Genomic DNA, 21,720 nt, shown 5'->3' with positions numbered 1-21,720 from the left:
ATCGGGAGCCCGACATGTTCCGTCCCAAGCTACTGTTCACCAGCCTTGCTGCCATCGCCCTCGGCGCTTGCTCGCCGCAGGATCCGCAAGCGGTCACTTCGGCAGCCATCGCCAAATCGGTGATCCTGCCGACCTACACCCGCTGGGTCGAAGCCGACAAGCAACTGGCGGTCAGCGCCCTCGCCTACTGCCAGGGTAAAGAAAACCTGGAGACCGCCCGTGCCGACTTCCTGCACGCGCAGAAAGCCTGGGCCGAGCTGCAGCCATTGCTGATCGGGCCGCTGGCCGAAGGCAACCGTTCGTGGCAGGTGCAGTTCTGGCCGGACAAGAAAAACCTCGTTGGCCGTCAGGTCGAGCAACTGGTCGTCGCCCAACCGCAGATCGATGCGGCTGCACTGGCCAAATCCAGCGTAGTGGTTCAAGGCCTGTCGGCGTACGAATACATCCTGTTCGACGCCAAGCCGGATGTCGCCAACGCCGAGCAGAAAGCCAAATACTGCCCGCTGCTGATCGCCATCGGTGAACGCCAGAAGCAACTGGCCGAAGAGATTCTGCAGAACTGGAACAACACCGACGGCATGCTGGCGCAGATGACCAAGTTCCCGAACCAGCGTTATGCCGACTCCCACGAAGCGATCGCCGATCTGCTGCGTGTGCAGGTCACCGCACTGGATACGCTGAAGAAGAAACTCGGCACGCCGATGGGCCGCCAGAGCAAAGGCGTGCCGCAGCCGTTCCAGGCCGACGCCTGGCGCAGCCAGTCGTCGCTGACCGCGCTGGAAGCGAGCCTCGCCGCCGCCAAAACCGTGTGGGAAGGCGTCGACAACAAAGGCCTGCGCAGCCTGCTGCCAAGCGATCAGAAGCCACTGGCCGACAAGATCGATGCCGCCTATGCCGCGTCGCTGAAACTGTTCGACAGCACCCAGCGTTCGCTCGGCGAAATGCTCGAAGACGACGCCGGTCGTCAGCAACTGAACGACATCTACGACAGCCTCAACGTCGTCCATCGCCTGCACGAAGGCGAACTGGCCAAGGCGCTGGGCATTCAACTGGGCTTCAACGCCAACGACGGTGACTGATGAGTGCAAGTGCCATGCTGCGACGCCAGGCTCTGACTTTAGGAAGTGTGCTGCTGGGAGCAGTGACGCTGGGCGGCTGGACGCTGTTCAAACGCAAGGATCAGAGCCCGCTGCTGTTGTCGGCGCGCGATGACACCGACGGCAAGCACTACGCCGTCGGTTATCGCCTGGACGGCACGCGGGTGTTCGCCACCGAGGTCGGCCAGCGTTGCCACGACATCATCAACCATCCGACACAGCCGATTGCGCTGTTCGTCGCCCGTCGCCCGGGCACCGAGAGTTACCTGATCGACCTGCGCGACGGTAAATTGCTGCAGACCGTGGCCTCCCAGCCGAACCGGCACTTCTACGGCCACGCCGTGGTGCACAAGGACGGCGAATACCTGTACGCCACCGAAAACGACACGACTGATCCCGGTCGTGGTTTGCTCGGCGTGTACAGGTTCGAAGGCGAACGGCTGGTGCACACGGGCGAGATTTCCACCCATGGTCTCGGCCCGCATCAGGTGTCGTGGATGCCCGACGGTGAAACCCTGGTGGTGGCCAACGGCGGGATTCGCACCGAGGCCGAAAGCCGGGTCGACATGAACCTCAACGCCATGGAACCGAGCCTGGTACTGATGCAGCGCGACGGCACGCTGCTGAGCAAGGAAACCCTCGCCCAGCAGATGAACAGCGTGCGTCATCTGGGGATTGCCAGCGACGGCACCATCGTCGCCGGACAGCAATTCATGGGCGCGTCCCACGAGCGTTCGGAGTTGCTGGCGATCAAGCGTCCGGGTCAATCGTTCGTGGCATTCCCGGTGCCGGAGCATCAGTTGCAGTCGATGGGGCACTACACCGCCAGCGTCGCGGTGCACAGCGATTTGCGTCTGGTGGCGTTGACGGCGCCGCGTGGCAACCGCTTCTTTATCTGGGATCTGGACAGCGGTGAAGTGCGCCTCGACGCACCGCTGCCTGACTGCGCGGGCGTCGGTGCAGTGAAGGATGGCTTCGTCGTGACCTCCGGTCAGGGCCGCTGCCGGTACTACGATTGCCGTCAGGATGAACTGCTGGCCAAACCGCTGGATTTGCCGGCAGGGCTCTGGGACAACCATCTGCATTTGATGGCATAACCGTCTATTGCCACATCCTCTGTGGCGAGGGGATTTATCCCCGTTGGGTGGCAAAGCCGCCCCAAAACCTGCGATCACGGTGTGTCTGTTATACCGCGTCGGATGGTTTAGCGACTGCTGCGCAGCCGAACGGGGATAAATCCCCTCGCCACAGGGAGTTCTCCCTTTCATGCCCTGTAAAAACTGGCAGTTGGAATCCCTGCCTGTCTCGGAGTAATGTGCCCGCCTGTCTCACCTGATTTATCCAAGGAACTGGAAATATGCTGCGTCGCCGCATGCTGATCATGTTGGGTGTTGTTTTGCTGATTGTCCTGGTGCTGGCCGGGTACAAAGCCTTTTCGATCTATACGATGATCCAGGGCTTTTCCAGGCCGAAACCGCCGATCAGCGTCGCCGTGGCCACCGCCGCCGAACGCCCGTGGCAAATGCGCTTGCCCACGGTCGGCACACTCAAGGCGTTGCAAGGCGTCAACCTGAGTCTGGAAGTCGCCGGCACCGTCACCGAGCTCAAATTCGAATCGGGGCAGAAGGTCAAGGCCGGGCAACCGCTGCTGCAACTCGACAGCGCCGTCGAAACCGCATTGCTGGAAACCGCCAAGGCTGACCTGGGTCTGGCACAACTGGACTTCGGACGCGGCGCCCAACTGGTCGACAGCCGCGCCATCTCCAAAGGCGAATACGACCGCCTCTCCGCTTTGCTGCAAAAGAACAAAGCCACGGTCAATCAGCTCAACGCATCGCTGGCGAAAAAACGCATCATCGCGCCATTCAGCGGCACCATCGGCATCCGTCAGGTCGACGTCGGCGACTACCTCGCCAGTGGCACGATGATCGCCACCCTGCAGGATCTGAGCAGCCTCTACGCCGACTTCTACGTGCCCGAACAATCGGTGCCGAAACTGGCCATCGGCCAACCGGTGCACATCACCGTCGCCGCGTACCCCGGGCAGAATTTCCCGGGCACGATCAGCGCGATCAACCCGATTGTCGAAAGCACCACCCGCAACATTCTGGTGCGCGCGACGCTGGCCAATCCCGACGGCAAACTGTTGCCGGGGATGTTCGCCAGCCTCGAAGTGCTGTTGCCCGATCCGCAAAAACACATCGTGGTGCCGGAAAGCGCGATCACCTACACCCTCTACGGCAACTCGCTGTACGTGGTCGGGGAGAAAAAAGCCGAGGACGGCAGCGTCGAAAAAGACGACAAGGGCCAACCGGTGCTGATCGCCGAACGTCGTTTCATCGAAACCGGTGAGCGCCGCGATGGCCTGGTGATGATCAACAAGGGCGTGCAGAACGGCGAACAAGTGGTGACGGCCGGCCAGATCAAACTGGACAACGGTGCGCACATCGCCATCAGCGACGACAAGACCCTCGGCGAGCAGAACAGTCCGCCCCGCGCCGACTGATCAAGGAATCCCCATGGCTTTTACTGATCCGTTCATCCGCCGCCCGGTGCTCGCCACCGTGGTCAGCCTGCTGATTGTGCTGCTGGGATTTCAGGCCTGGAGCAAGTTGCCGCTGCGCCAGTACCCGCAAATGGAAAACGCCCTGATCACCGTGACCACGGCGTACCCCGGGGCCAACGCCGAAACCATTCAGGGCTACATCACCCAGCCGATGCAACAGAGCCTGGCCAGTGCCGAAGGCATCGATTACATGACGTCGGTCAGCCGGCAGAACTTCTCGGTGATCTCGATCTACGCGCGCATCGGTTCCAACACCGACCGTTTGTTCACCGAGTTGCTGGCCAAGGCCAACGAAGTCAAAAACAAACTGCCGCAGGACGCCGAAGATCCGGTGCTGAGCAAGGAATCCGCCGACGCCTCGGCGCTGATGTACATCAGTTTCTTCAGCAAGGACTTGAGCAACCCGCAGATCACCGACTATCTGTCGCGGGTGATCCAGCCCAAACTGGCGACCCTGCCGGGCATGGCCGAGGCCGAGATTCTCGGCAATCAGGTGTTCGCCATGCGCCTGTGGCTCGACCCGGTGAAGCTCGCCGGTTTCGGCCTCAGCGCCGCCGACGTGACCAACGCGGTGCGCCAGTACAACTTCCTGTCCGCCGCCGGCGAAGTCAAAGGCGAGTACGTCGTCACCAGCATCAACGCCAACACTGAACTGAAATCCGCCGAGGCCTTCGCGGCGATTCCGCTCAAGGTCAATGGCGACAGTCGCGTGCTGCTCAGCGATGTCGCGCGGGTCGAGATGGGCGCGGAGAACTACGATTCGATCAGCTCGTTCGGCGGCACACCGTCGGTGTACATCGGCATCAAGGCCACGCCGGGCGCCAACCCGCTGGACGTGATCAAAGAGGTGCGCAAGCTGATGCCGGAGCTGGAATCGCAGTTACCGCCCAACCTCAAAAGTGAAATTGCCTACGACGCCACGCTGTTCATTCAAGCCTCGATCGATGAGGTGATCAAAACCCTGTTCGAAGCGGTGCTGATCGTGATCGTCGTAGTGTTTCTGTTCCTCGGCGCCCTGCGCTCGGTGGTGATTCCGGTGGTCACCATCCCGCTGTCGATGATCGGCGTGATGTTCTTCATGCAGATGATGGGCTACTCGATCAACCTGCTGACCTTGCTGGCGATGGTGTTGGCCATCGGTCTGGTGGTGGACGATGCGATTGTCGTGGTGGAAAACATTCACCGCCACATCGAGGAAGGCAAAACGCCGTTTGAAGCGGCCCTCGAAGGCGCGCAGGAAATCGCCATGCCGGTGGTGTCGATGACCATCACCCTGGCAGCGGTGTACGCGCCCATAGGTTTCCTAACCGGGCTGACCGGCGCACTGTTCAAGGAATTCGCGTTGACGCTGGCCGGCGCCGTGGTGATCTCGGGCGTCGTCGCCCTGACCCTGTCGCCGATGATGTGCGCGATGCTGTTGCGTCACGAGGAGAATCCCACGGGGCTGGCGCATCGTCTCGACCGGATCTTCGACAGCCTCAAGCGCCGCTACCAGAGCATGCTGCACGGCACACTCAATACGCGGCCGGTGGTGTTGGTGTTTGCGGTGATCGTGCTGTGCCTGATCCCGGTGCTGCTCAAGTTCACCAAATCGGAACTGGCACCGGACGAGGACCAGGGCATCATTTTCATGATGGCCAACGCACCGCAACCGACCAACCTCGATTACCTGAATACCTACACCGACGAATTCATCAAAATCTTCAAGGAATTCCCGGAGTACTACTCCTCGTTCCAGATCAACGGCTACAACGGTGTGCAGTCCGGCATCGGCGGTTTCCTGCTGAAACCGTGGAACGAGCGCAGCCGTACGCAGATGCAGATCCTTCCCGAAGTGCAAGGCAAACTCGAAGGCATTCCGGGCCTGCAGATCTTCGGCTTCAACCTGCCCTCGCTGCCAGGCACCGGTGAAGGTCTGCCGTTCGAATTCGTCATCAACACCGCCAACGACTACGAGCTGCTGCTGCAAGTGGCCGACCGGATCAAGAAACGCGCGGCCGAGTCGGGCAAGTTTGCCTTTGTCGACCTCGATCTGGCCTTTGACAAGCCGGAAGTGGTGGTCGACATCGACCGCGCGAAAGCTGCGCAGATGGGCGTGTCGATGCTCGACCTCGGCGGCACGCTGGCGACCCTGCTCGGCGAGGCCGAAATCAACCGATTCACCATCGAAGGACGCAGCTACAAAGTCATCGCACAGGTTGAACGGGCCTATCGCGACAACCCCGACTGGCTCAACAACTATTACGTGAAAAACACCCAGGGCGAGTTGCTGCCGTTGTCGACCCTGATCACCGTGACCGACCGCGCACGACCGCGACAGCTGAACCAGTTCCAGCAACTCAACGCCGCCAAACTGTCAGGCTTCCCGCTGGTGAGCATGGGTGAGGCCATCGAAACCGTCCGGCAGATTGCCCAGGAAGAGGCCCCGGCCGGCTTCTCGTTCGACTACGGCGGCGCGTCCCGGCAGTTCGTTCAGGAAGGCAGTGCCTTGTGGGTGACGTTCGCCTTGGCGCTGGCAATCATCTTTCTGGTGCTGGCCGCGCAGTTTGAGAGCTTCCGCGACCCGCTGGTGATTCTGGTGACAGTGCCGCTGTCGATCTGCGGGGCGTTGATCCCGTTGTTCCTCGGCTGGTCGAGCATGAACATCTACACCCAGGTCGGGCTGGTGACGCTGATCGGTTTGATCAGCAAGCACGGAATTCTGATCGTCGAGTTCGCCAACCAGTTACGCAAGGACAAAGGCCTGACCGCACGTGAGGCGGTGGAAGAAGCGGCGGCGATTCGCCTGCGGCCGGTACTGATGACCACGGCGGCGATGGTGTTCGGCATGGTGCCGCTGATTCTGGCGACCGGGGCCGGGGCGGTCAGCCGGTTTGATATCGGCACCGTGATCGCGACCGGAATGTCGATTGGTACGTTGTTCACGCTGTTTGTCTTGCCATGCGTTTACACGTTACTGGCCAAACCGGATCCCAAATAACACACAAATCACCCTGTGGGAACGGGCTCGCGAATGCGGTCTTTCAGTCAATATTTACGGTGCCTGACACACCGCTTTCGCGAGCAAGCCCGCTCCCACATTTGGCCTGCGTGTATCCATAAAATCAGGACATAAAAAAAGACCTCGCATCGGCGAGGTCTTTTATGTGGGCTTCAATCGGTTCAACTCTGCGGCCTCATCCCTTGAGAAAGTCCGAACATGAACAGCAACAAATCATGATCGGGTTTTGTCGCCACGGAGGCTTTCGCCACCCGTGGGACAGCGCAGTGTGCACCGGCATCCGTTGTGCCGATCACCTGCATGCGGGGCTGCTCCCAGGCAGCCACCGCCAATGAAGCAACTGCCAAGGCTCCAACCAAAAACAAACCTCGTGCAATTTCGAGTTTCATCGCTATAAACCTTTGATAGCGCTGCCAAACGCCGTCTCATAAAAATAGACGAGTTTTTTCCAGTCCGCGTCGCGGAACGACGAATGGCGGCGCAATTGCTTCATGTCGTGGGAGGCGGCGCGGTAAGCGGTCAGACGCTGGCGGCATTTCTCCAGATCGATCAAAGCCACTTCGACTTTGGCCGACTCGCCTTCGCCCGTCACCCGTACAAAAACGTGTTTGATGTAAATGCAGCTGTGCTGCCAACGACCCTTGTGCATGCGCGCCAGATTTTCAGCGAGGTCTTTGAGCACGCGCTCGTAAACCACATCGCCACACTGATCGCGACCGCCGGCAGCGGCCAGCCAGTGTTCCAGTTCCTGGAAACCGTCCAGGGACTTGGTCACCAACAAGGCGCGCCATTTGTGTTGCGGGTCGGGCTGAGCGCCGCAGAAAACGATTTCCGGAACCCGTACACCGAGCTTGCTGACGCCGGTCAGCGCATCGAGTTCGCGCAGCACGGTCGGACGGCCGAACGGGTGCAGCCAGCTACGGTAAATATGTCCAGTCTGGCGTTTGGCATAGAGCAATTGGCCGTCCCGGCCGACGATCCGCTGCACGCCGCTTTCACCGCCGCGACGCACGTTGGGTTCTTCCACCCACTCACCGCGCTGACTCCAGTAATAGTCGAAGCGATCCTGTGGAGCGACATCCGTTTCTGCTGCAAATTGCACTGCCATCCTGTTACCTCTTGCGTAATACGTAAACCCGCCACATGGCGTAGAGCGGAATGAAGTCCAGTTGTTCCTGAATGCGGAAACCCGCGTCTTCAAATTCTTTTTCGACCGTAGCCGCCGGTAACACAAAGCGATTCTGGTACTCGCGTTTGTCACGGTTCTGCTCGGCACGCTGGCGTTTCCACGCCTTGAAATTGCCGTCGACCCACAATGAAACAATCACGCTGTCACGAGTGACGCGCTCGAATTCGCGCAGAATCGTCCGTCGATGCTCGGCTTCACCGATGTGATGAAGCAGGCGCATGCAGAAAATGCTGTCGACGGCGTTATCCGGCAAGGCAATGTCGAACGCAGATGTGTGCAAGGGTTGTACCCGTTTCACCACATCGGCCGGTTGTGCCTGCAAAGCCGTCTTGATCATCGACTCGGAATTGTCCGCGCCGATGATCACCCGGTTGGCCTTTTCTCCCAGCAGCGGCCAGAAACGCCCAGCGCCGCAAGGCAGGTCGAGCACCAGTCCCGGTTCGCCGACCAGCGCCAGCGCCTTGCGGGCCAGTTGCTCGTCGCGCCAGTGGGACAGGCGACGTCCCAGGCTTTCCTTATGCTTGCGCAGATACTTCTGTGCGTGCTGGTCGTCGTACTTTTCGGAAAAATCGAGTTTGATCGGGCCGGCCATCACCAGGACTCCTGAATTGCTGATGAGGCCACCTTAAGGAGCGGCGTGTCAGCGTCAGGTCATCCATTTGTGAAAAAAATGTCCGGTAAACCCGCAAACTATTTCAAGGTTATACAGGATTTAGACAGGTTGGCGGGAGTGGCTTGGTGCCACCCCCGTGCTTCATAGTTTGCCCAGATCCACTTCGAAGCGGCAGCCATTGGGCTGCATCGTGCTCAACGTGACGGTCCAGCCCTGGTTTTCGCAGATGCGTTGCACCAATGACAGGCCAAGCCCCAGTCCCTCGCCGCGCTGTTCCGTGCCGCGTACAAACGGCTGGAACATGGCCTCGCGCTTCTCTTCGGGAATGCCCACCCCCGAGTCTTCAACGACGAACCCGTTGCGGGTCAGCGTCAGACGAATGAAACCCTGTTCGGTGTAGTGACAGGCGTTGCGCAACAGGTTGCCCATCACCGCCGTCAGCAGGGTTGCGTTGAAACGGGTGTCCGGCGGGTTGCCGGGTTCGAACTGCAACTTCAGCCCTTTGCTTTCAATCGGCTCACGCCAGATGCACAGCAGGCTGTCCGCCACCTGCGAGAGGTTCTGCTGCGGCGCCGAACCGGCGTCTTCGCGCTGGGCGCGGGCAAGCATGAGGAAGGTTTGTACCAGTTCGCGCATTTCCTCACTGGCACGGGCAATGCGCTCGACCTGTGAGCGACCACGCTGATCGATGGCCGGGTTCTCCAGCAACAACTCGCAAGAGCTGGCCAGCACCATCAGCGGTGTACGCAATTCGTGGCTGACGTCACTGGTGAACAAGCGCTCACGGGTCAGCGCCTGACGCAGACGACCGAGCGTGGCGTCGAAGGCCACCGCCAATTCACCCACTTCGTCAGCGGCATAATCCGGCGCCAGCGGTGGCGCCAGACCGAGCAACTGATCGCGATGGCGAACCTGCCGCGCCAGCCGTACCACCGGCGCCATCACCTTGCGCGCCAGCACCCAGCCAAGGAATACCGCCAACGCCAGACTGAGTACGAAGCCGACCAGCACCACGGCGAACAGTACGCGCTCGCGCTCCTCGAAATCGCTCTGGTCCTGCAGCAATACATAACGCCGACCGTCGATGATTTCGACCATCGCGTGATACGACAATTGTTCGCGAAACACTTCGTGGAAGCCGGAATCGAGGTGGCGCAAGTCTTTCGGCAATTCAAAATCACCGGGGCCGCCGCTGAAGTAAAACAACTGATCCGGCTCCGGTCGGTGGCTCCAGTCGGAGACATTGTCCATCAGCAACAGACGCTGCAAGTCGCCGCCCAGCCCCGCCGAAATCAGCTTCTCCTCGACCAGGTGCACCGTGGCGACGATGCCCATGGCAAAGGCGCCGGCCACCAGCGCGCTCATCAGCGCAAAGGCGATGATGATCCGCTGGGAAAGGCTTTGCTTAAACTCCATCACGGCCCTCGGCCAGGCGATAACCCACACCGTGCACGGTGTGCAGCAATGGCTTGGCGAACGGTTTGTCGATCACCTGACGCAATTGGTGAACGTGGCTGCGCAGGCTGTCGCTGTCCGGGCAATCATCGCCCCACAGCGCTTCTTCGAGAATTTCGCGGCGTAACACGTGCGGACTTTTCTGCATCAGCACCGCCAGCAACTTCAGGCCGACCGGGTTGAGCTTGAGCAGTTTGCCTTCGCGGGTCACTTCCAGCGTATCGAGGTCATAGCTCAGGTCGCCGACCTGCAGTGAACGGCGACCGCCACCCTGGGTACGGCGCATGACCGCTTCGACACGTGCCGCCAGCTCAGACAAGGCGAACGGTTTGACCAGGTAATCGTCAGCCCCGGACTTGAAGCCCTGCAGGCGGTCGTCGAGCTGATCGCGGGCGGTGAGCATGATCACCGGCGTGTCGCGGCGCGCATCTTCGCGCAGACGTTTGCACAGGGTATAGCCGTCGATGCCGGGCAGCATGATGTCGAGCACGATCAGGTCGTAATGCTCGGTGGCGGCCAGATGCAGGCCCGACAGACCGTCCTGGGCGCAATCGACGGTATAGCCCTTGAGCCCCAGGTAATCGGCCAGATTGGCCAGGATATCGCGGTTGTCTTCGACCAATAGAATTCGCATGGGCACCTCCTCCGTACACGGTAACGGCCGTCATGGCCCGCGCAGCTTAAGGCCAACGCCAGCTCAGAGCTAGGGCCGAAAGCCTCGTAAATCAACTCGCTCAACCAAATTCAAGCCTTAACAAGTTTTTCACTATCGGTTCACAACCTGACTACAGTGACAACGCGAGACTCTCGCGCCATTAGATATAAGGAATGTAGACAATGGACTTTTTCAAGACGGCGCCCATGCGCCTTCTGCTGCTGATCACCGGTGCCTGGCTGGTGATATTTGCCCTCACTCGAACGGTGCTGTTGCTGACTCATTTGAATGAGGCCGGTGGCGGCGCTTTTTCCGTGTTCGGCATTGGCCTGCTGTATGACCTGGGCTTCCTCGCCTACGCTGCGCTGCCGATGGGCTTGTATTTGTTGCTGTGCCCACCGACGCTGTGGCGCCGTCGCGGTCATCGCTGGTTTCTGCAAGGGCTGCTGACCGTCAGCCTGTTCGCCATGCTCTTCACCGCCACCGCCGAATGGCTGTTCTGGGACGAGTTCGGCGTGCGTTTCAATTTCATCGCTGTCGACTACCTGGTGTATTCCGACGAAGTGCTGAACAACGTGCTGGAGTCTTACCCGATCGGCACCTTGCTGAGCATCCTCGGCGTGCTCGCCATGGCCATCAGTGTTGCCTTGCGCAAGCCGTTCAACGCCGCGCTGGACGCTCCGCTGCCGCCCCCGCGCGGACGCTTGCTGAATGCGTTTGGCCTGTTGATAGTCGCTGGCCTCAGCCTGCAATTGCTTAGCCAGGACGCACCTCGCGCTCAGGGCGGCAACGCCTATCAGAATGAACTGGCGAGCAATGGCCCTTACCAGTTTTTCGCCGCGTTCCGGAACAACGAGCTGGATTACGCCCAGTTCTACAGCAGCCATGCACCAGAGGTGGTTGCCCGGCAAATTCGTGCTGAACTGAGTGAGCCCAACGCCCGCTTCATCGGTCAGGATCCGCAGGATATTCGCCGGATGATCGACAACCCCGGCACCGCGCGTACACCGAACATCGTGTTGGTTACTATCGAAAGCCTCAGCGCCAAATACCTGGGCAGCAATGGCGACGAACGCAACCTGACGCCCAATCTGGATGCCTTGCGCAAACAGAGTCTGTACTTCAATAACTTCTACGCCACCGGCACGCGCACCGACCGTGGTCTGGAAGCCATTACCCTGGCCATTCCACCGACGCCGGGACGCTCGATCGTCAAGCGCATCGGACGTGAAAGCGGTTTCGCCAGCCTTGGCCAGCAGTTGAGCGCAGTCGGTTACGACAGCGTTTTCGTCTACGGCGGACGCGGCTATTTCGACAACATGAACGCGTTTTTCAGCGGCAACGGCTATCGCGTTGTCGACCAGAGCAGCGTCGATGAAGCCGAGATTCACTTCAAAAATGCCTGGGGTATGGCCGACGAAGACCTGTACAAACAGACGCTGAAACTGGCCGATGCCGACTTCGCCAAGGGCCAGCCCTTTCTGTTGCAGTTGATGACCACGTCCAACCATCGTCCTTACACCTACCCGGACAACCGCATCGACATCAAATCCGGCAACGGCCGCGATGGCGCGGTCAAGTACACCGACTACGCCATCGGCCAGTTCCTCGAACAGGCGCGGCGCAAACCGTGGTTCGACAATACGATCTTCATTTTCGTCGCCGACCACACGGCGGGCAGCGCCGGCAAGGAAGACCTGCCGATCGCCAACTATCAGATCCCGCTGTTCATCTATGCACCGAAGCTGATCGAGCCGCGTGAGAACAGCCAACTGGCCAGCCAGATTGATCTCGCACCGACCCTGCTCGGTTTGCTCAACATGGATTACCAGTCGACGTTCTTCGGACGCAATCTGCTCCAGGACAATCCGCTGCCACCGCGCGTAGTGGTGGGCAACTACCAGCATCTGGGGCTGTTCGACGGCAAGGATCTGGCGATCCTCAGCCCGCGTCAGGGCTTGCGTCGCCATGACGATGCCTTGAGCGAAAGCCGCGAATCACGGGCGAGCAGCGATGACCCGCTGATCAGCCGCGCCATCACGTATTACCAAACCGCCAGTTATGGCTTCAAGCAACAGCTGCTTGGCTGGAAAGCACCCAAGGAGGGTGCTCCGCAAGTCAGCGAACGTTAATCGAAGCGCCCCGGGCCGATGCCCCGGGGCGTTTTCTTTTGTTCAGGATCCGTCATGTCATCAAGTGCTGTACGTGTCACCCCTCGCCCGCTGAACCTGTGGTTATGCCTGGGTATTCCCGCCGTCGCGGCGATCACTCTGATCCTGCTGGAAATGACCGATCTGGACATGGTGCTGGCGCGAATGTTTTACGACCCGGTGGCCGGTGACTTCATCGGTCGCCACAGTTTTTTCCTCGAAAACATTCTTCACGACCGCGCCAAGCAAGTGGTGATCGGCTTCTCGGTGTTTGCGATTCTGGGGTTTCTCGGCTCGTTCGCTGTTGCGCGGCTGAAACCGTTCAAACGCGAACTGGGCTGCCTGGTGTTGTCGCTGGGGCTGGCGACTTCGTTCGTCACACCGGTCAAAGCCGTGACGGCGGTGCAGTGCCCGTGGAGCCTTGAGCAATTCGGTGGCCATGAGACCTACAGCAAACTGCTCGACCATCGTCCACCAACCGACAAGCCCGGCCGATGCTGGCCCGGCGGTCATGCGGCCACCGGTTTCACCTTGTTTGCGCTGTTTTTTGTACTGCGTGATCGCCGTCCGCGGCTGGCGCGACAGGCGTTTGTCTTTGCGTTTGCCTTGGGTTCGGTGTTTTCGATCAGCCGGATGATGCAGGGCGCGCACTTCTTTTCGCACAACGTGTGGACAGCGATTTTCTGCTGGCTGATTTGCCTGGGGTCGTATTACTGGGTGCTGTATCGCCCGGCGCTGAAGGCTGAGGCCAGCGTCAGAGCACAACCGGTCAGTGCTTGATCGGACACTGAATCAAAGGCAATAAAAAACCCCGCTGGCTCGCGCCAGCGGGGTTTTGCGTTACGGGGGTAAGGCTGGCTTACATCATGCCGCCCATGCCACCCATGCCGCCCATGTCTGGCATGCCACCACCAGCGCCACCGTCTTTCTTCGGTGCGTCGGCAATTGCAGCTTCGGTGGTCAGGATCAGACCGCCGATCGACGATGCAGCTTGCAGAGCGGAACGGGTAACCTTGGTTGGGTCCAGGATGCCCATTTCGATCATGTCGCCGTACTCGCCAGTTGCGGCGTTGTAACCGAAGTTACCTTTGCCGTTCTTGACTTCGTTGACCACAACGCTTGGCTCGTCGCCGGAGTTGGCAGCGATCTGACGCATCGGAGCTTCAACAGCACGACGCAGAACAGCGATACCGACGTCCTGATCAGCGTTGTCGCCTTTCAGATCCAGGATAGCTTCCAGAGCACGGATCAGCGCTACGCCGCCGCCAGGTACCACGCCTTCTTCAACGGCTGCACGGGTGGCGTGCAGGGCGTCTTCAACGCGGGCTTTCTTCTCTTTCATTTCGACTTCGGAACCAGCGCCAACCTTGATCACTGCAACGCCGCCGGACAGTTTGGCCAGACGCTCTTGCAGTTTTTCACGGTCGTAGTCGGAGGAAGTTTCGCCAACCTGAGCACGGATCTGAGCGATACGCGCCTGGATGTCGGCTTCTACGCCAGCACCGTCAACGATGATGGTGTTTTCCTTGGAGATGGTCACACGCTTGGCGCTGCCCAGGTTTTCCAGGGTGGCGCTTTCCAGGCTCAGGCCGATCTCTTCGGAGATAACGGTACCGCCGGTCAGAACAGCGATGTCCTGCAGCATGGCCTTGCGACGGTCGCCGAAGCCTGGAGCCTTGACGGCTGCGACTTTAACGATGCCACGCATGTTGTTCACTACCAGAGTCGCCAGGGCTTCGCCTTCAACGTCTTCCGATACGATCAGCAGTGGACGGCCGGCTTTGGCAACGGCTTCCAGTACTGGCAGCATTTCGCGGATGTTCGAGATCTTTTTGTCGACCAGCAGGATCAGCGGGCTGTCCAGCTCGGCAACCATGGTTTCCGGCTTGTTGACGAAGTACGGGGACAGGTAGCCACGGTCGAACTGCATGCCTTCTACAACCGACAGTTCGTTTTCCAGGCCAGTGCCTTCTTCAACGGTGATCACGCCTTCTTTACCGACTTTCTCCATGGCTTCGGCAATGATGTCGCCGATGGAGTTGTCGGAGTTGGCGGAGATGGTGCCAACCTGAGCGATTGCCTTGGTGTCAGCGCATGGCTTGGACAGGTTTTTCAGCTCTTTGACGATGGCGATGGTCGCCTTGTCGATACCGCGCTTGAGGTCCATCGGGTTCATGCCGGCAGCGACGGCTTTCAGGCCTTCGTTGACGATCGACTGAGCCAGAACGGTAGCGGTAGTAGTACCGTCACCAGCGTCATCGTTGGCACGGGAGGCAACGTCTTTGACCAGCTGCGCGCCCATGTTTTCGAAGCGATCTTCGAGTTCGATTTCTTTGGCGACGGAAACGCCGTCTTTGGTGATGGTCGGAGCGCCGAAGCTCTTCTCGATGATCACGTTACGGCCTTTCGGACCCAGGGTCGCTTTTACTGCGTCAGCCAGGACGTTGACACCGGTGAGCATTTTCTTGCGGGCGGAATCGCCGAATTTAACTTCTTTAGCAGCCATGATCGATATTCCTTAAATACTTTGTAGTAGCGGGAAAATGAGCGGGGGAATCAGCCTTCCAGTACGGCGAGAATCTCGTTCTCAGCCATTACCAGCAGGTCTTCGCCGTCGACTTTCACAGTGTTGCTGCCGGAGTAAGGACCGAACACAACCTTGTCGCCGACTTTAACGGCCAGCGCACGCACTTCACCGTTTTCCAGGGTCTTACCCGGGCCTGCAGCGACAATCACACCGTGGTTGGCTTTTTCAGCAGCCGAACCCGGCAGGACGATACCGCCAGCGGTTTTCTTTTCTTCTTCGCTGCGACGGATAACGACGCGGTCATGCAGAGGACGAAGCTTCATTGTCGATCTCTCCTAATTGTGGTTTTCATCGGCCGGTGTAGTCCCGGCGGGTTTAACAAATCCGGCCTGCGCCGGTTGCGGATCGTCGAGCGAGCCGCGGAAGTCTGTCCGACTCGAATGTCGGAAACCTTTCGGTGACCGTTACATAGGGGCGCATAAGCTTATTACAAGGGCGAGGGCAAAAAAATTTCGCTGATTTGCACAAAATCGCCCCACAAATGAACACGGCACCCGAAGGTGCCGTGCCGGTACAGACGTTACTTGGTGTCGCGGTGTTCGAACTCGCCTTCGATCACATCACCTTCACGGCCCAAAGGCTGACGCGGTGCTGGGCCGCCACGGGGTTGCAGGTCATCGGCGAACGCGCGCTGGCGCATGGCCTGTTCTTCGGCGCGCTGGCGCATTTTGTTCGCCAGCAGTCGACGGCTGAACGGCAGCAGCATCACCAGACCGACCACGTCGCTGATAAAACCCGGCAGGATCAACAAGCCACCGGCCAGCGCCAGCATCAGACCTTCCAGCATGGTTTGCGCAGGTAGTTCGCCGCGGTTCAGGCTTTCACGGGCACGCAGTGCAGTGGCCAGACCGGCGATACGCAGCACAAATACGCCGAACATCGAGCCGAGAATGATCAGCAACAGGGCCGGGAAAAACCCGATAGCCCCTGCCACTTTGACGAATACGAACAGCTCCAGCACCGGAAACAGCAGAAAGAGCAACAAAAAAGGGCGCATCAAAGATTCCTCAACGCAAGAAATGCCTTGCAGTAAGCCTTAGATGACGTCGCCCTTTCGTGAATTCAAGCGTCGGCCACTGCATTTTTTGGCCAGACCTCGGCGTGAGCCAGAGAAACCAAGGCTTCGCGCACTTGTGTCGGCGTATTACATGACCCTTGAAACGGCAACCAGTACAGCGCCTGGCCGATGCGCAGGTGCATGCCTTCGGTGTCGATCCCGGCCAGTTGCGCCGGCACGGTTTTCGGCAGACCGGCCAGATCGACGTAGTGCGCAATCGCTTTGGCGTGGTCGCTGTTCATGTGCTCGACCATGCTGATTTCAGCCTTGCCGGCGAACGGGTTGGCGAGGGTCAGGTGATCGACCCAGTGAATCGCACCGAAACCGCCAATGTAGCGGTGACGCACCGGGGTGAGCACCCAGAAATCGAAATCATGGGCCTTGTGGTAGTTCTGCGAATCGGGGAAATAACGGTAATAACGCTCGGCGGCAGCGTCGATGGCGGCGGGATCTTCGAGCTTCTGCGCTTCGGCCAGATAGGTCAGCCGACCGACGGCCTGCACATCATCGGCCTCGCGTTCGCCTACCAACAGCGAGCATTTCGGGTCTTTTTGCAGGTTGTGGGTGTGCTGGGCGATGCGGCTGATCAGGATCAGAGGCCGGCCCTGCTCGTCCAGGCAATACGGAACCACGGAGCCAAACGGGAAACCGGGCATCGATTTGGAGTGGGTCGACAGCACCCCGCGGTATTCCTTGAGAAGCAATTCTCGGGCATTCTTGGCCACTTCAACGCTCAATTTATGACTCCTTAAATAGAATCCGTCGAAAAAACGGACAGGCACCCGGGAACAAGTCCCGGCCATGCCATCGGGCAATTCTCATGTGCAACCCAGCCACGGCCGGTGCAGATCGAGAGTCGCAGAGAATAAAAACTACTCAGACCTGCTATCGGGGCATGCGAATGCAACTCAACGACAAAGTAATCATTATCACCGGCGGTTGCCAGGGTTTGGGCCGCTCCATGGCCGAGTATTTCGCCGGCAAAGGCGCGAAGCTGGCGCTGGTGGACCTGAACCAGGAAAAACTCGACGCCGCCGTGGCCGCTTGCAAAGCCAAAGGTGTCGAGGCGCGCAGCTACCTGTGCAACGTCGCCAATGAAGAGCAGGTTGAACACATGGTCGCCCAGGTCGCTGCCGATTTCGGCGCGATCCACGGTTTGATCAACAACGCCGGGATCCTCCGTGACGGCCTGCTGCTGAAGGTCAAGGACGGCGAAATGACCAAGATGAGCCTGGCACAGTGGCAGGCGGTGATCGACGTCAACCTGACCGGCGTGTTCCTGTGCACCCGTGAAGTCGCGGCGAAAATGGTCGAGCTGAAGAACAGCGGCGCGATCATCAACATTTCGTCGATTTCCCGCGCGGGCAACGTCGGCCAGACCAACTACTCCGCCGCCAAGGCTGGTGTTGCGGCGGCGACCGTGACCTGGGCCAAGGAGCTGGCGCGTTATGGCATTCGCGTGGCGGGCATTGCACCGGGCTTCATCGAAACCGAAATGACTCTGGGCATGAAGCCGGAAGCGCTGGAGAAAATGACCTCGGGCATCCCGCTCAAGCGCATGGGCAAGCCGGAAGAGATCGCCCACTCGGCGGCGTACATCTTCGAGAACGATTACTACACCGGGCGGATTCTGGAGATGGATGGCGGGTTGCGCATCTAAACGCGTCACCACAAAACAACTGTGGGAGCGGGCTTGCTCGCGAATACGGCGGATCAAACAACTGATGAGTTGAATGAGCCACCGTATTCGCGAGCAAGCCCGCTCCCACAAGGGATTGCATTTAGTCAGCTAATCAATCGTCGCTGATGGTGATGTTCGGCATGGCCGGCGTCGCCGCTTCCTGCAGCACAATCCGTGCGCCGACATGGCGGGCCAGCTCCTGGTAGACCATGGCAATCTGGCTGTCCGGCTCGGCGATCACTGTCGGTTTGCCGCCATCGGCCTGCTCGCGAATCAGCATCGACAGCGGCAGCGAGGCCAGCAGTTCGACGCCGTACTGGGTGGCCAGTTTTTCGCCACCGCCCTCGCCGAACAGATGCTCGGCATGCCCGCAGTTCGAGCAAATGTGCACGGCCATGTTTTCCACCACACCCAGCACCGGGATGTTGACCTTGCGGAACATTTCCACGCCTTTGCGCGCGTCGAGCAACGCCAGATCCTGCGGAGTGGTGACGATCACGGCGCCAGCCACCGGAACTTTCTGCGCCAGGGTCAGCTGGATGTCGCCGGTGCCGGGCGGCATGTCGATGACCAGATAATCCAGATCGCCCCACGCGGTTTGCGTGACCAGTTGCAGCAGCGCGCCGGAAACCATCGGGCCGCGCCAGACCATCGGCGTGTTGTCGTCGGTCAGGAACGCCATCGACATGACTTCCACACCGTGCGCCTTGAGCGGCACGAACCACTTCTGATCCTTGACTTCAGGGCGGGTGCGTTCAGGGATGCCGAACATGATGCCCTGGCTCGGGCCGTAGATATCGGCATCGAGGATGCCGACCTTGGCGCCTTCACGGGCCAGTGCCAGCGCGAGGTTGGCTGCCGTGGTCGATTTGCCCACGCCGCCCTTGCCCGAGGCCACCGCGACCACATTCTTGACGTTGGCCAGACCCGGAATCTGCGCCTGGGCCTTGTGTGCGGCAATTACGCTGTTGACCTCAACCTTGGCGATCACTACGCCATCGAGGTTTTCGATGGCCAATTGCAGCAATTGTGCCCAGCCGCTCTTGAACAGACCGGCGGCGTAACCGATTTCCAGCTGCACATTGACGCGGTCACCGACGATCTCGATGTTCTTCACACATCCGGCGCTGACCGGATCCTGGTTCAGGTAAGGGTCGGTGTATTGGCTGAGGACGGCTTCCACCGCTGCGCGAGTGACGGCGCTCATGGGCAACTCCGATAACAAGACTGGGAAAAGATGGCGGGTATCGTACGCTGGACACAGATTTGAGGCGAACAGATTACTTGAGCCGGAAATCCTCTGTGGCGAGGGGATTTATCCCCGTTGGGTGGCGAAGCCGCCCTAAAACCTGATACCTCGGTGTATCAGGTACACCGCGTTCAATGGTTTCACGGCTGGTGCGCAGCCGAACGGGGCGGTGCGACGTTTCGCTGAATCCCCTCGCCACAAGTGCTCCCAAAGTACCCGACGGCTCAGGGGTGAAAAATAAGCGCCAGCGCTTTATAGTGGCCGACCTCCGTTTCATCAAGTAGCGAAGCCCCACATGTCCGAACCACGCAAGATCCTCGTCACCAGCGCCCTGCCCTACGCCAACGGTTCGATTCACCTTGGCCATATGCTGGAATACATCCAGACCGATATGTGGGTGCGCTTCCAGAAGCATCGCGGCAATCAATGCATTTACGTCTGCGCCGACGACGCCCACGGTTCGGCGATCATGCTGCGCGCGGAAAAAGAAGGCATCACCCCGGAACAACTGATCGCCAACGTCCAGGCTGAACACAGCGCCGACTTTGCCGAGTTCCTGGTGGACTTCGACAACTTCCACTCCACTCACGCCGAAGAAAACCGTGAGCTGTCGAGCCAGATCTACCTGAAGCTGCGTGACGCCGGGCACATCGCCCAACGCTCGATCACCCAGTATTTCGACCCGGAAAAGAAAATGTTCCTGGCCGACCGCTTCATCAAGGGCACCTGCCCGAAATGCGGCACCGAAGACCAGTACGGTGACAACTGCGAAAAATGCGGTGCGACCTATGCGCCGACCGACCTGAAGGATCCGAAGTCGGCAATCTCCGGCGCCACCCCGGTGCTGAAAGATTCCCAGCACTTCTTCTTCAAGCTGCCGGATTTCCAGCAAATGCTGCAAACCTGGACCCGCAGCGGCACCTTGCAAGACGCCGTGGCCAACAAGATCGCCGAATGGCTGGACGCCGGCCTGCAACAGTGGGACATCTCCCGCGATGCGCCGTACTTCGGTTTCGAGATTCCGGGCGAGCCGGGCAAGTATTTCTACGTGTGGCTGGACGCGCCGATCGGCTACATGGCCAGCTTCAAGAACCTGTGCAACCGCACGCCGGAGCTGGACTTCGACGCGTTCTGGGGCAAGGACTCCACCGCCGAGCTGTACCACTTCATCGGCAAGGACATCGTCAACTTCCATGCGCTGTTCTGGCCGGCGATGCTTGAAGGCGCGGGTTTCCGCAAGCCGACCGGCATCAATGTGCACGGCTACCTGACCGTCAACGGTCAGAAGATGTCCAAATCGCGCGGTACCTTCATCAAGGCCCGTACCTACCTGGATCACCTGTCGCCGGAATACCTGCGCTACTACTACGCGGCCAAACTGGGCCGTGGCGTCGACGACCTCGACCTGAACCTCGAAGACTTCGTGCAGAAGGTCAACTCGGATCTGGTCGGCAAAGTCGTCAACATCGCCAGCCGTTGCGCCGGTTTCATCCAGAAGGGCAACGCCGGCCTGCTGGTCGGTAACAACGCCGCGCCAGAGCTGACCGAAGCGTTTTTGGCCGCCGCGCCAAGCATCGCTGATGCTTACGAGGCTCGCGACTTCGCCCGTGCCATGCGCGAAACCATGGCCTTGGCCGACCGCGCCAACGCGTGGATCGCCGACAAGGCGCCTTGGTCGCTGAACAAGCAGGAAGGCAAGCAGGATGAAGTCCAGGCAGTCTGCGCCACGGCGATCAACCTGTTCCGCCAGTTGGTGATCTTCCTCAAACCGGTGCTGCCGCTGCTGGCTGCCGATGCCGAGGCGTTCCTCAATGTCGCCCCGCTGACCTGGAACGACCACACCACCCTGCTGGCCAACCACCAGTTGAACGAATTCAAGCCGTTGATGACCCGCATCGACCCGGTAAAAGTGCAAGCCATGACCGACGCCTCGAAAGAAGACCTGACCGCCAGCCAGACCGATACCGGTGCCGCTGCACCTGCCGGTAATGGCGAACTGGCCAAGGATCCGCTGTCGCCGGAAATCGACTTCGACGCCTTTGCCGCCATCGACCTGCGCGTCGCGCTGATCGTCAAGGCCGAACACGTTGAAGGCGCAGACAAGCTGCTGCGCTTGACTCTCGATATCGGTGACGAGCAACGCAACGTGTTCTCCGGGATCAAGAGCGCTTACCCGGATCCGTCGAAACTCGACGGCCGTCTGACCATGATGATTGCCAACCTCAAGCCACGGAAAATGAAGTTCGGTATTTCCGAAGGCATGGTGATGGCTGCCGGCCCGGGCGGTGAAGAAATCTACCTGCTGAGCCCGGACAGCGGCGCCAAACCGGGTCAACGCATCAAATAAGACTCGGCGGTGAATCGATCCCACAGGCGTGCTCCGCATGCCTGTGGGATTTTTCATATCTGGCCGGATAATG

The 21,720-nt window shown here is 59.8% G+C and carries 18 protein-coding genes; 8 read left to right on the top strand and 10 right to left on the bottom strand.

The features are described from left to right. Positions 1-14 precede the first annotated feature (14 nt). The 4 genes from F2P67_RS26120 (at position 15) to F2P67_RS26105 (ending at position 6,643) form a co-directional block, all read left to right on the top strand. Entirely contained in the window at positions 15-1,079 is a 1,065-nt protein-coding gene (locus F2P67_RS26120; protein ID WP_166225717.1) for an imelysin family protein, read from the top strand. A gap of 14 nt (positions 1,080-1,093) precedes the next feature. Further along, positions 1,094-2,194, top strand: coding sequence for a DUF1513 domain-containing protein (locus F2P67_RS26115; protein WP_166225901.1), 1,101 nt, complete (start codon positions 1,094-1,096; stop codon positions 2,192-2,194). Positions 2,195-2,454: 260 nt separating this feature from the next. Further along, on the top strand, positions 2,455-3,603 hold the full coding sequence (locus F2P67_RS26110) for an efflux RND transporter periplasmic adaptor subunit (protein WP_166225715.1): 1,149 nt from the start codon (positions 2,455-2,457) through the stop codon (positions 3,601-3,603). 13 nt (positions 3,604-3,616) lie between these two features. Further along, entirely contained in the window at positions 3,617-6,643 is a 3,027-nt protein-coding gene (locus F2P67_RS26105; RefSeq protein WP_166225712.1) for a multidrug efflux RND transporter permease subunit, read from the top strand. A gap of 182 nt (positions 6,644-6,825) precedes the next feature. Here the strand turns inward: F2P67_RS26105 and F2P67_RS26100 are convergent, their stop codons facing one another. The 5 genes from F2P67_RS26100 to colR all read right to left on the bottom strand — a co-directional run bounded on the left by F2P67_RS26100 (position 6,826) and on the right by colR (position 10,555). Continuing rightward, entirely contained in the window at positions 6,826-7,053 is a 228-nt protein-coding gene (locus F2P67_RS26100) for a hypothetical protein (RefSeq protein ID WP_166225709.1), read from the bottom strand. Positions 7,054-7,055: 2 nt separating this feature from the next. Further along, the gene (locus F2P67_RS26095) at positions 7,056-7,772 is read right to left on the bottom strand and encodes a lipopolysaccharide kinase InaA family protein (RefSeq protein ID WP_166225706.1); all 717 of its coding nucleotides are present in this window, start codon (positions 7,770-7,772) and stop codon (positions 7,056-7,058) included. A 4-nt stretch (positions 7,773-7,776) separates the two neighbouring features. Beyond that, positions 7,777-8,445, bottom strand: coding sequence for a class I SAM-dependent methyltransferase (locus F2P67_RS26090; RefSeq protein WP_166225703.1), 669 nt, complete (start codon positions 8,443-8,445; stop codon positions 7,777-7,779). 162 nt (positions 8,446-8,607) lie between these two features. Further along, positions 8,608-9,882, bottom strand: a complete 1,275-nt coding sequence (locus F2P67_RS26085) for a sensor histidine kinase (protein ID WP_166225700.1) — start codon at positions 9,880-9,882, stop codon at positions 8,608-8,610. After that, a complete protein-coding gene (gene colR, locus F2P67_RS26080; protein ID WP_065258608.1) occupies positions 9,872-10,555 on the bottom strand; it encodes a two-component system response regulator ColR in 684 nt (227 codons plus the stop codon). Before colR ends, F2P67_RS26085 begins: the two co-directional genes overlap by 11 nt. Positions 10,556-10,758: 203 nt before the next feature. Here colR and F2P67_RS26075 point away from each other — a divergent pair, with 203 nt between their 5' ends. Continuing rightward, entirely contained in the window at positions 10,759-12,708 is a 1,950-nt protein-coding gene (locus F2P67_RS26075) for an LTA synthase family protein (RefSeq protein WP_166225697.1), read from the top strand. Positions 12,709-12,762: 54 nt separating this feature from the next. After that, on the top strand, positions 12,763-13,506 hold the full coding sequence (locus F2P67_RS26070) for a phosphatase PAP2 family protein (RefSeq protein ID WP_166225694.1): 744 nt from the start codon (positions 12,763-12,765) through the stop codon (positions 13,504-13,506). A gap of 79 nt (positions 13,507-13,585) precedes the next feature. Here the strand turns inward: F2P67_RS26070 and groL are convergent, their stop codons facing one another. The 4 genes from groL to F2P67_RS26050 all read right to left on the bottom strand — a co-directional run bounded on the left by groL (position 13,586) and on the right by F2P67_RS26050 (position 17,107). Beyond that, positions 13,586-15,232 carry a chaperonin GroEL gene (gene groL / locus F2P67_RS26065; RefSeq protein WP_166225691.1) on the bottom strand — a complete coding sequence of 549 codons (1,647 nt, stop codon included), beginning with the start codon at positions 15,230-15,232 and terminating at the stop codon, positions 13,586-13,588. A gap of 50 nt (positions 15,233-15,282) precedes the next feature. Continuing rightward, entirely contained in the window at positions 15,283-15,576 is a 294-nt protein-coding gene (locus F2P67_RS26060; RefSeq protein WP_003227685.1) for a co-chaperone GroES, read from the bottom strand. Between the two features lie 257 nt (positions 15,577-15,833). Next, the gene (locus F2P67_RS26055) at positions 15,834-16,310 is read right to left on the bottom strand and encodes an FxsA family protein (protein WP_166225688.1); all 477 of its coding nucleotides are present in this window, start codon (positions 16,308-16,310) and stop codon (positions 15,834-15,836) included. 65 nt (positions 16,311-16,375) lie between these two features. Beyond that, positions 16,376-17,107, bottom strand: coding sequence for a HugZ family pyridoxamine 5'-phosphate oxidase (locus F2P67_RS26050; RefSeq protein ID WP_166225685.1), 732 nt, complete (start codon positions 17,105-17,107; stop codon positions 16,376-16,378). Between the two features lie 164 nt (positions 17,108-17,271). Here F2P67_RS26050 and F2P67_RS26045 point away from each other — a divergent pair, with 164 nt between their 5' ends. Continuing rightward, positions 17,272-18,030, top strand: a complete 759-nt coding sequence (locus F2P67_RS26045) for an SDR family oxidoreductase (RefSeq protein ID WP_095181795.1) — start codon at positions 17,272-17,274, stop codon at positions 18,028-18,030. A 133-nt stretch (positions 18,031-18,163) separates the two neighbouring features. Here the strand turns inward: F2P67_RS26045 and apbC are convergent, their stop codons facing one another. Then, entirely contained in the window at positions 18,164-19,258 is a 1,095-nt protein-coding gene (apbC, locus tag F2P67_RS26040; protein ID WP_008079385.1) for an iron-sulfur cluster carrier protein ApbC, read from the bottom strand. A 337-nt stretch (positions 19,259-19,595) separates the two neighbouring features. Between apbC and metG the strand changes: the two genes are divergently transcribed. After that, on the top strand, positions 19,596-21,647 hold the full coding sequence (gene metG, locus F2P67_RS26035; protein WP_166225682.1) for a methionine--tRNA ligase: 2,052 nt from the start codon (positions 19,596-19,598) through the stop codon (positions 21,645-21,647). Positions 21,648-21,720 lie beyond the last annotated feature (73 nt).

The sequence above is a fragment of the Pseudomonas atagonensis genome (assembly GCF_011369485.1).
Taxonomy (GTDB): Bacteria; Pseudomonadota; Gammaproteobacteria; order Pseudomonadales; family Pseudomonadaceae; genus Aquipseudomonas; species Aquipseudomonas atagonensis.
This window is presented reverse-complemented; position numbering and strand designations above follow the sequence as displayed.

What these genes read in the sequence shown, in the direction of transcription:
- F2P67_RS26120 (WP_166225717.1), top strand. Translation starts at nt 15, where the DNA reads ATGTTCCGTCCCAAGCTACTGTTCACCAGCCTTGCTGCCATCGCCCTC.
- F2P67_RS26115 (WP_166225901.1), top strand. Translation starts at nt 1,094, where the DNA reads ATGCTGCGACGCCAGGCTCTGACTTTAGGAAGTGTGCTGCTGGGAGCA.
- F2P67_RS26110 (WP_166225715.1), top strand. Translation starts at nt 2,455, where the DNA reads ATGCTGCGTCGCCGCATGCTGATCATGTTGGGTGTTGTTTTGCTGATT.
- F2P67_RS26105 (WP_166225712.1), top strand. Translation starts at nt 3,617, where the DNA reads ATGGCTTTTACTGATCCGTTCATCCGCCGCCCGGTGCTCGCCACCGTG.
- F2P67_RS26100 (WP_166225709.1), bottom strand. Translation starts at nt 7,053, where the DNA reads ATGAAACTCGAAATTGCACGAGGTTTGTTTTTGGTTGGAGCCTTGGCA.
- F2P67_RS26095 (WP_166225706.1), bottom strand. Translation starts at nt 7,772, where the DNA reads ATGGCAGTGCAATTTGCAGCAGAAACGGATGTCGCTCCACAGGATCGC.
- F2P67_RS26090 (WP_166225703.1), bottom strand. Translation starts at nt 8,445, where the DNA reads ATGGCCGGCCCGATCAAACTCGATTTTTCCGAAAAGTACGACGACCAG.
- F2P67_RS26085 (WP_166225700.1), bottom strand. Translation starts at nt 9,882, where the DNA reads ATGGAGTTTAAGCAAAGCCTTTCCCAGCGGATCATCATCGCCTTTGCG.
- colR (WP_065258608.1), bottom strand. Translation starts at nt 10,555, where the DNA reads ATGCGAATTCTATTGGTCGAAGACAACCGCGATATCCTGGCCAATCTG.
- F2P67_RS26075 (WP_166225697.1), top strand. Translation starts at nt 10,759, where the DNA reads ATGGACTTTTTCAAGACGGCGCCCATGCGCCTTCTGCTGCTGATCACC.
- F2P67_RS26070 (WP_166225694.1), top strand. Translation starts at nt 12,763, where the DNA reads ATGTCATCAAGTGCTGTACGTGTCACCCCTCGCCCGCTGAACCTGTGG.
- groL (WP_166225691.1), bottom strand. Translation starts at nt 15,232, where the DNA reads ATGGCTGCTAAAGAAGTTAAATTCGGCGATTCCGCCCGCAAGAAAATG.
- F2P67_RS26060 (WP_003227685.1), bottom strand. Translation starts at nt 15,576, where the DNA reads ATGAAGCTTCGTCCTCTGCATGACCGCGTCGTTATCCGTCGCAGCGAA.
- F2P67_RS26055 (WP_166225688.1), bottom strand. Translation starts at nt 16,310, where the DNA reads ATGCGCCCTTTTTTGTTGCTCTTTCTGCTGTTTCCGGTGCTGGAGCTG.
- F2P67_RS26045 (WP_095181795.1), top strand. Translation starts at nt 17,272, where the DNA reads ATGCAACTCAACGACAAAGTAATCATTATCACCGGCGGTTGCCAGGGT.
- apbC (WP_008079385.1), bottom strand. Translation starts at nt 19,258, where the DNA reads ATGAGCGCCGTCACTCGCGCAGCGGTGGAAGCCGTCCTCAGCCAATAC.
- metG (WP_166225682.1), top strand. Translation starts at nt 19,596, where the DNA reads ATGTCCGAACCACGCAAGATCCTCGTCACCAGCGCCCTGCCCTACGCC.